This window comes from Streptomyces tremellae (assembly GCF_039540215.1).
Classification (GTDB): Bacteria; Actinomycetota; Actinomycetes; order Streptomycetales; family Streptomycetaceae; genus Streptomyces; species Streptomyces tremellae.
This window is the reverse complement of the sequence record NZ_BAABEP010000069.1, coordinates 22,992-30,504: the sequence shown is the minus strand read 5'-3', so window position 1 is coordinate 30,504 and position 7,513 is coordinate 22,992. Positions and strand designations below refer to the sequence as shown.

7 protein-coding genes are annotated in these 7,513 nt (G+C 74.9%); 4 read left to right on the top strand and 3 right to left on the bottom strand.

The genetic code is table 11. The features are described from left to right. Both ABEA77_RS29535 and ABEA77_RS29530 read left to right on the top strand, forming a co-directional pair. Positions 1-564 (top strand): DUF5954 family protein (locus ABEA77_RS29535; RefSeq protein WP_345654240.1); only part of this gene is annotated, 564 nt, incomplete at its 5' end. A 286-nt stretch (positions 565-850) separates the two neighbouring features. After that, on the top strand, positions 851-2,002 hold the full coding sequence (locus ABEA77_RS29530; protein WP_425588415.1) for an epoxide hydrolase family protein: 1,152 nt from the start codon (positions 851-853) through the stop codon (positions 2,000-2,002). Between the two features lie 625 nt (positions 2,003-2,627). On the opposite strand, the gene ABEA77_RS29520 is transcribed toward ABEA77_RS29530, so the two are convergent. Further along, positions 2,628-3,224 carry a helix-turn-helix domain-containing protein gene (locus ABEA77_RS29520; RefSeq protein WP_345654234.1) on the bottom strand — a complete coding sequence of 199 codons (597 nt, stop codon included), beginning with the start codon at positions 3,222-3,224 and terminating at the stop codon, positions 2,628-2,630. Positions 3,225-3,273: 49 nt separating this feature from the next. Here ABEA77_RS29520 and ABEA77_RS29515 point away from each other — a divergent pair, with 49 nt between their 5' ends. Continuing rightward, positions 3,274-4,209: a class I SAM-dependent methyltransferase gene (locus ABEA77_RS29515; protein WP_425588414.1), complete on the top strand. Its 936-nt coding sequence runs from the start codon at positions 3,274-3,276 to the stop codon at positions 4,207-4,209. A gap of 48 nt (positions 4,210-4,257) precedes the next feature. Here ABEA77_RS29515 and ABEA77_RS29510 read toward each other — a convergent pair whose 3' ends face one another. After that, entirely contained in the window at positions 4,258-4,950 is a 693-nt protein-coding gene (locus ABEA77_RS29510; protein ID WP_345654231.1) for a 4'-phosphopantetheinyl transferase family protein, read from the bottom strand. Continuing rightward, positions 4,947-5,807, bottom strand: a complete 861-nt coding sequence (locus ABEA77_RS29505) for a metallophosphoesterase family protein (protein ID WP_345654228.1) — start codon at positions 5,805-5,807, stop codon at positions 4,947-4,949. Before ABEA77_RS29505 ends, ABEA77_RS29510 begins: the two co-directional genes overlap by 4 nt. A gap of 190 nt (positions 5,808-5,997) precedes the next feature. On the opposite strand from ABEA77_RS29505, the gene ABEA77_RS29500 reads away from it, so the two are divergent. Further along, positions 5,998-7,488, top strand: coding sequence for an AlkA N-terminal domain-containing protein (locus ABEA77_RS29500; protein ID WP_345654225.1), 1,491 nt, complete (start codon positions 5,998-6,000; stop codon positions 7,486-7,488). Positions 7,489-7,513: the final 25 nt, after the last annotated feature.

Genomic DNA, 7,513 nt, shown 5'->3' with positions numbered 1-7,513 from the left:
CGGCCTCGAACCGCCGCGCCCCACCGGCCAGGAGCCCCCGCTCCTGTCCTGGAAGGGCGCGTGGGAGCCCGCGGCCCGCGCGACCTGGTACTCCGCCTCGACGCGGAGTACGCGCAAGACGGGGACCAGGGGGTGATGGCGGGCGCGCTGCGGCTGGCGCTGCGGGGGTTCGCCTGCACCGGCGCACGCTTCCCCGCCCGCGTCAGGGCCGACTCGCGGCGGTCGGTGCGGACCCACCCCGAGGTGGTGATGCTGCCCACCGGCTTCGGCGTGGTGGAGCGCGCCGCCCGCGGCTGGGCCCCGCGCGGCTGCCTCATGCCGACCCCGCACGACGCGCGGCGCCTGCTGTACGAGGATCTCACCGGGGCGCGGCCGGCCGACGCCGCCGAGCGTGACCGGTACGCGCGTGCCGCCCGGCGCTTCCGGGCCGAGCGCCGCGCCGACGAGGCGCGGGCCGGTGACACCGTCTTTCGCGTGTGCCGCGTCGAGCGGCTGGTCCGTACCGGCCCCGAGGGCCCGGAGCCACCACGCCCCTCGGACCACGCGGAGTACGAGCAGGGCTGACGGCCCGGGCGGCGTGTCCCTGGGCGGCGGCGCGGCTTCGCGGACGCCCCCGAAAGCTGTCCCGCACGAGGCGGCAGTCGGCTACGAGGCGTCCGTCGGCTACGAGGCGTCCCGTCCGTCGGCCGGGCGAGGGGCCCCGACCGGCGCCGCCAGAGGGCTGTCGGTGTCGATGGCGAGCTGCAGACGGGCCTGGACGTCGCCGGGTAGTCCCGGACCCGACTGACACGACACCACCTCCGCGGCACTTGCGTGGTGATTGAGCAGGAACCAACGTACTTTCATGGGCATGTCCAATGAAATCCACCCTTTCCGGATCCGGATCCCGCAGGCCGATCTCGACGACCTGCATGACCGACTGGCGCGCACCCGATCGCCGTACCCGGTACCGGGCGCCGAATCGGAGTGGGATCACGGCATCTCCTCGGCCTACCTGCACGAGCTGGCCGCCTACTGGGCGGACGGATTCGACTGGCGGGCCCACGAGGCAGGACTGAATGCCTTCCCTCAGTTCCTGACCGAGATCGACGGGCAGACCATCCACTTCCTGCACATCCGCTCGCCGGAGCCGGACGCCACGCCGCTGCTGCTCAACCACAGCTACCCGACCTCGTTCGTGGAGTTCCTCGAAGCGAGCGGCCCGCTGACCGATCCGCGCGCGCACGGCGCGGACCCGGCCGACGCGTTCCATGTCGTCATTCCCTCACTGCCCGGCTTCGCCTTCTCCAGCCCGCTCTCGGCCCGCGGCTGGAATCTGGAGCGCACCGCCCTGGCCTATGGCGAGTTGATGACCCGGCTCGGCTACCAGCGCTTCGGCGCGGAAGGAGGCGACCTCGGGGCCGGCGTGACCGGCCGGGTGGCGATGCTGATGCCCGACCGGGTGATCGGCGCGCACACCCATGGCGACCGGCTCCAGCTCGGCATGGCCGGTGAGGATCTGCCCGTGCCGAACGGCCTGAGCAGGGAGGAACTCGCCGGACTCGCGGCGGCGCAGCGGAGTTGGGCGCAGATGAAGGGCTACCGCGTACTGCACTCCACCGCGCCCAATGCCCTCTCGGCCGGTCTTGCGGACTCGCCGATCCTGCAACTGGCCTGGATCGCCGAGAAGTTCGTTCAGTGGGCCAACCCCGCCACACCGATCAGCCGCGAGAACGTCCTGATCACCGCCAGCCTTTACTGGTTCACCCGGACCGGACCCGCGGCGGGCGACTTCTACTGGGAACTGGCTCACGCCGACAACCCGGGATGGGGTGGCGCCTCCCCTGTCCCCACGGGCTCCTCGCTGTTCTACAGCGACCCGCTGGTCCGCAAGGTCCTCGGCCCCGGCGACAGCTCCGTCTTCTTCCAGGAGCACACGGAGGGCGGGCACTTCCCCGCGTTCGAGGTTCCCGACCTGTTCATCGACGACATCCGCGCCTTCTTCAGAACGCTCCGCGACTGACACGCGCACCTCGACAAGCCCGCACGGCGCGGTGCCGGTCCGGCGTCACCTGCCCGCACCGTCCGCCCGCGCGACATCGGTGGAGCAGGTGGCCGATGCCCTGGTCGCGCGACATGCCAACGAACCGGCCACCGTGTTCCTCTCCGTGGCCGCGCGAAGGACCGGAGCGGCACCGCGGGCGGTGGAGCGGGCGTTGTCCGAGGACCTGAGCCTGGCGCGGATGCTGTGCGTGCGCCGCGCGGCGTTCGCTGGTGCAGAAAGCCCCGGCGCCGGTGGTGGAGGCGTCCACCCCCTCGAACCGTCGCGGCCCGCGAACGCGCCGCCCTGACCAAGGTGCCGGCCGGACAACGCGTGCTCGACACCCGCCCCGGGCCCGGCGATGGGCCGCGTTCTCGGTTTCCTGCACGGGGTGACGACCCGCGGATTCGTCGAGTAACGGTAGGTTGCACGCGACGCGGCGACGCTGCGGTCCCGGGTGGGAACCAGGGTGCCGTCCACGATGCACACGCCGTCCTCCCGTTTACGGCGAACCGTGCACAACGAACCGGTGAAGACGTCGTCAGCGACGCAGGATCATCCAGCACCCGCTCCGCCGCCGGCGATCGCCACGAGCGGCCCCGACAGCTCACCGGCTGCGGTACGACCTCTCGCCGCGGCGCCCCTCTTCGCGCAGGTGGGCGCGGCCGCCCTCGCGGTCGAAGATGCCGAGGACGTCGGCGGGGCCGCCGACCGCGCCCAGGGCGTGTGGGAGCATGGTGGGGAAGTCGGCGGCCTCGCCCTCCTCGATCCGCAGCCTGCGCTCCCCGAGCAGCAGTTCCGCCGTGCCCGCGAGCACCGTGAGCCACTCGCGCCCCGGGTGGGCCCGCAGCGCGGCCGGGCTGTCCGGCGCGGGAGAGGTCACGCGCATCCTGACCACCGTCATGCCGGGCTCGCCCCGCACCGGCCACTGCGTGAGCCCGCGGGACCGGTCGCGGACGGGCTGGGTGACGACGTCGTCGGCGGCCGTCTCCACGAGCTGGTCGAGCGTGGTGCCGAGGGCCCTGGCGATCGCGGTGAGCTGGTCGAGCGCGATCCTGCGCCCGCCGGTCTCGATCCTGCTGAGCGTCGACGGGCTCAGGTGGCAGCGCTCCGCGAGATCGTCGAGCGACCAGCCCTGCGCGGCGCGCAGGGCCCGGATGCGTTTGCGCACGAGGCCGTCGAGGCCGTCCCGTTCTTGCGTCATACGCATGATCCTATGCGCTGTGCGCAGACCGCCCCGTAGGGTCGGGCGCATGACGCACCCCGCACCCCGGCACACCGGGCACGGCCACCCCGCCGGACCGGCCGCGCCCGCCACCCACGGACACCCCGCCCACGCCCACACGCACCCAGGCCGCTCCCACCGCGACGACCTGCCGGACGGGCTCGCGGAGATGCTCGACCTGGACGCCGGCCTGTTCGCTCCGCACATCGCCGGTCTGACCGGCCGGATCGCACGCCTCGCCCGGGGGCCCGTCACCCGCGTCGTGGACCTCGGCGCGGGGACAGGCGCCGGCACGTTCGCGCTGCTCGAACGCTTCCCCGACGCCCGGGTGACCGCCGTCGACACCGATCAGGACATGCTGGCCAGGATCACCGCGACGGCCCGCGCCCGCGGGCTCGGTGAACGCGTGCGCACCCTGGAGGCGGACGCGGGCGCCGGCCTCCCGGGTGTCGAGGGTGCCGACCTGGTCTGGGCCTCCGCGTCCCTGCACCATGTCGAGGACCCCGTCGCGGCCCTCGCCGGGGTGCGCGCCGCCCTGCGCCCCGGCGGCCTGCTCGCGGTCGCGGAGCTGGACGGGCTGCCCCGCTTCCTGCCCGACGACGCGGTGCCCGCGCGGCCCGGCGTCGAGGAGCGCTGCCGCGCGCTGCTCGACGCCGTCCACGCCGAGCGGGTGCCGCATCTCGGCGCCGACTGGAGCGCGCTGCTCGCCGCCGCCGGGCTCACCGTCGAGGAGGAGCGCACGGACCGGCTCGCACTGCGGGCGCCGCTGCCCGAGAGCGCAGGCCGCTACGCGCACCTCGTGCTCGCCCGGATCCGCACCGCCGTCGAGGAGCGCGCGGACCCCGCCGACCGCACGGCGCTCGACACGCTGCTCGACGGCGGCCCGCAGGACGTACGGCGCCGCGGCGACCTCGTGGTGCGTTCCACGCGCGGCACCTGGATCGCCCGGCGCCCCGCGGCCTGAAGGGTGGCCCAGTCCAGCCGCGCCGCCCGGTCCGAAGGGTGGCCCGGCTCAGCCGCGCCGCTGGCCCGGCAGCGTCGTCCTGGGCACGGCCAGCGCCGTGACGAGTACGCCGTCCCCCGTCGTCCACCGGCCGCGCGCCGCGCTCAGCCAGCGGGGGTCGGGGCCCTCCCGCTCCAGCGCCAGGGCGAAGCCGAACGTACCGGCGCCCGCGCCCTCAGGCACGGGCGTCACCTCGGCCTCTGAGAAGTCGAGTTCGTAGCGCGTCCGCGGGAACCACGCCTTGAAGATGGTCTCCTTGAGGCTGAACACCAGCCGGTCCCACGCCACTTCCGGGTGCGAGGCGCCCAGCTCGGCGATCCTGGCGCGCTCCGCAGGAACGGTCACCGCGTCAAGCACCCCCTCCGGAAGCGGCAGGTTGGGCTCCGCGTCGATGCCCACCGCGTGGATGTCCGCGGCCCGCGCCACCGCCACGGCACGGTAGCCGTCGCAGTGCGTCATGCTGCCGACGAGTCCCTCGGGCCAGCGCGGCGCGCCGCGCCGGTCCGGCAGCAGCGGCGCGGGCGCGACACCCAGCTCCGCCATGGCCGTGCGCGCCAGCTCACGCACGGTCGTGAACTCCCTGCGCCGTTTGTCGACGGCGCGCGCCACCACGGCCTGCTCCTCGGGGAACAGCACGTCCCCCGACGCGTCCGCGAACGTGTCGTACGCCGTCACCGCGGCGGGCAGCAGCTCCGCGATCACCGGGACTCCCCGGCCAGGGCGGGCAGGATCTCGCGCAGGGCGGGCCGGGGCCCGCCGCGCCCGCGCCACTCGCGCGGATAGCCCACCGACACCTCGACGAACGGCACCCCGTCGTACGCCGTCCTGCGTGGAATGTGCAGATGGCCGTAGACCGACGCCAGGGCGCGGTAGGCGGTGTGCCAGTCGGCGGTGCGCGTCGTGCCGCACCACTGCGCGAACTCCGGGTAGTACATGACGTCCGTCGGCTCCCGCACCAGCGGCCAGTGGCTGACCAGCAGCGTCGGCAGGTCCGGGTCGAGCGCCGCGAGCCGCTTCTCCGTCTCCTCGACCCGCGCCGCGCACCAGGCGTCGCGGGTCTCGTACGGGTCGGGGTGCAGCATGTACTCGTCCGTGCAGACCACGCCCGCCTCGTGCGCCACCCGCAGCGACTCCTCCTTGGTGGAGGTGCCGGGCGCGTGGAACGAGTAGTCGTACAGCAGGAACAGCGGCACCACCGTCACCGGGCCGCCCGCGCCCCGCCAGACCGGGTACGGGTCCTCGGGCGTCACGACGCCGAGCCCCCGGCACATCGACACCAGGTGCTCGTAGCGGAACCGGCCGCGCAGCGTCAGCGGGTCCGAGGGGTGCGTCCACAGCTCGTGGTTGCCCGGCACCCAGACCACCGTGGCGAACCGGTCGGCGAGCAGCGTCAGCGCCCACTCGATGTCCGTGCTGATCTCCCCGACGTCGCCCGCCACCAGCAGCCAGTCGCCGTCCGTGCCGGGGCGCAGGGACTCGACGATCGCGCGGTTGTCGGCGTGCGCGGCGTGCAGGTCGCTGATGGCGAGGAGCCGCGGCTCCCCCGAGGGGGTCGTCATGCCCCACCCCGCAACCGGGGAGCGCGCACGCGCGCCGCGCGCCCGGAGCGCACGCCCTCACCAAGCCGCCGGAGCAGAGCCGCAGTTGCCCGCATCTTCGTCACGCCAGGATGCTACCGCGCCGCCTCCCGCGACCTTGATGTCGTTTTTCTGCGAGCTTCCCCCCGGCTCCTTCGCCGATCCTGTAGGCATGCACACCGACAGGGAACGCTGCGAGCGGGCCGTGCGCTCCAGGGACGCCAGGTTCGACGGCTGGTTCTTCACCGCCGTCCTCACCACCGGTATCTACTGCCGGCCCAGCTGCCCCGTCGTGCCGCCGAAGACCGAGAACATGGTCTTCCACCCGAGCGCCGCCGCCTGCCAGCAGGCGGGTTTCCGCGCCTGCAGGCGGTGCAGGCCGGACGCGAGCCCCGGATCGCCCGCCTGGAACGCGCGGGCCGACGGCGTGGCTCGCGCCGTGCGGCTCATCCAGGACGGCGTCGTGGACCGGGAGGGCGTGACCGGACTCGCTTCGCGCCTCGGCTACTCGGCCCGCCAGGTCGAACGGCAACTGCGGGCCGAGCTGGGCGCGGGACCCCTGGCGCTGGCCCGCGCCCAGCGGGCGCAGACCGCGCGGCTCCTGATCGAGACGACGGCGCTGCCGATGGCCGAGGTCGCGTTCGCCGCCGGCTTCACCTCCGTACGGTCCTTCAACGACACGGTGCGCGCCGTGTTCGCGCTCGCCCCCGGAGCACTGCGGGAGCGCGCCGCGCGGACCGGGGGCCGGGCCGGCCGTGCCACGCCGCAGCGGGCCGCAGGGGCGATCGCGCTGCGGTTGCCGTTCCGCGCGCCGCTCACCCCCGACAACCTCTTCGGACACCTCGCCGCCACGGCGGTCCCCGGCGTCGAGGAGTGGCGCGACGGCGCCTACCGGCGCACCCTGTCGCTGCCGTACGGCCACGGCATCGTGTCGCTCGCCCCACGCCCGGACCATGTGGCCTGCCGGCTCTCGCTCACCGACCCACGCGACCTGACCGTCGCCATCAGCGGCTGCCGCAGACTCCTCGACCTGGACGCCGACCCCGTCGCGGTCGACGGGCAGCTCGCCGCCGACCCCGGGCTGGCGCCGCTGGTGCGCGAGGCTCCGGGGCGCCGGGTGCCCCGCGCCGTGGACGCGGCGGAGTTCGCCGTACGCGCCGTACTCGGACAGCAGGTGTCCACGGCCTCCGCCCGCACCCACGCGGCCCGCCTCGTCGCGGCCCACGGCGTCCCGGTCGACGACCCCGAGGGCGGCCTCACCCACCTCTTCCCCACGCCCGAGGCGCTCGCCGGACTCGACCCCGGGGCGCTCGCCCTGCCGCGGGCCAGACGCGCCACGCTCACCGGCCTGGTCGAGGCGCTGGCCTCGGGGGCGCTGCGCCTCGGCCCCGACAGCGACTGGGCCGACGCGCGGGCCGCGCTCGCGGCCCTGCCGGGCTTCGGGCCGTGGACCGTCGAGTCGATCGCGATGCGGGCGCTCGGCGACCCGGACGCCTTCCTCCCCACCGACCTCGGTGTCCGCAGGGCCGCCGCCCGGCTCGGCCTGCCCACGGCCCCCGCCGCGCTCACCGCCCGCGCCGCGCCGTGGCGGCCCTGGCGCGCCTACGCCACGCAGCACCTCTGGGCCACCGGCGACCATCCGGTCAACCGTCTGCCCGCGTGAACCACCGATCGCACCCCGTACCGCC

Bases quoted from the DNA above. Each gene is read 5' to 3' on its own strand.
- ABEA77_RS29530 (WP_425588415.1), top strand. From the start codon at position 851: ATGTCCAATGAAATCCACCCTTTCCGGATCCGGATCCCGCAGGCCGAT.
- ABEA77_RS29520 (WP_345654234.1), bottom strand. From the start codon at position 3,224: ATGACGCAAGAACGGGACGGCCTCGACGGCCTCGTGCGCAAACGCATC.
- ABEA77_RS29515 (WP_425588414.1), top strand. From the start codon at position 3,274: ATGACGCACCCCGCACCCCGGCACACCGGGCACGGCCACCCCGCCGGA.
- ABEA77_RS29505 (WP_345654228.1), bottom strand. From the start codon at position 5,807: ATGACGACCCCCTCGGGGGAGCCGCGGCTCCTCGCCATCAGCGACCTG.
- ABEA77_RS29500 (WP_345654225.1), top strand. From the start codon at position 5,998: ATGCACACCGACAGGGAACGCTGCGAGCGGGCCGTGCGCTCCAGGGAC.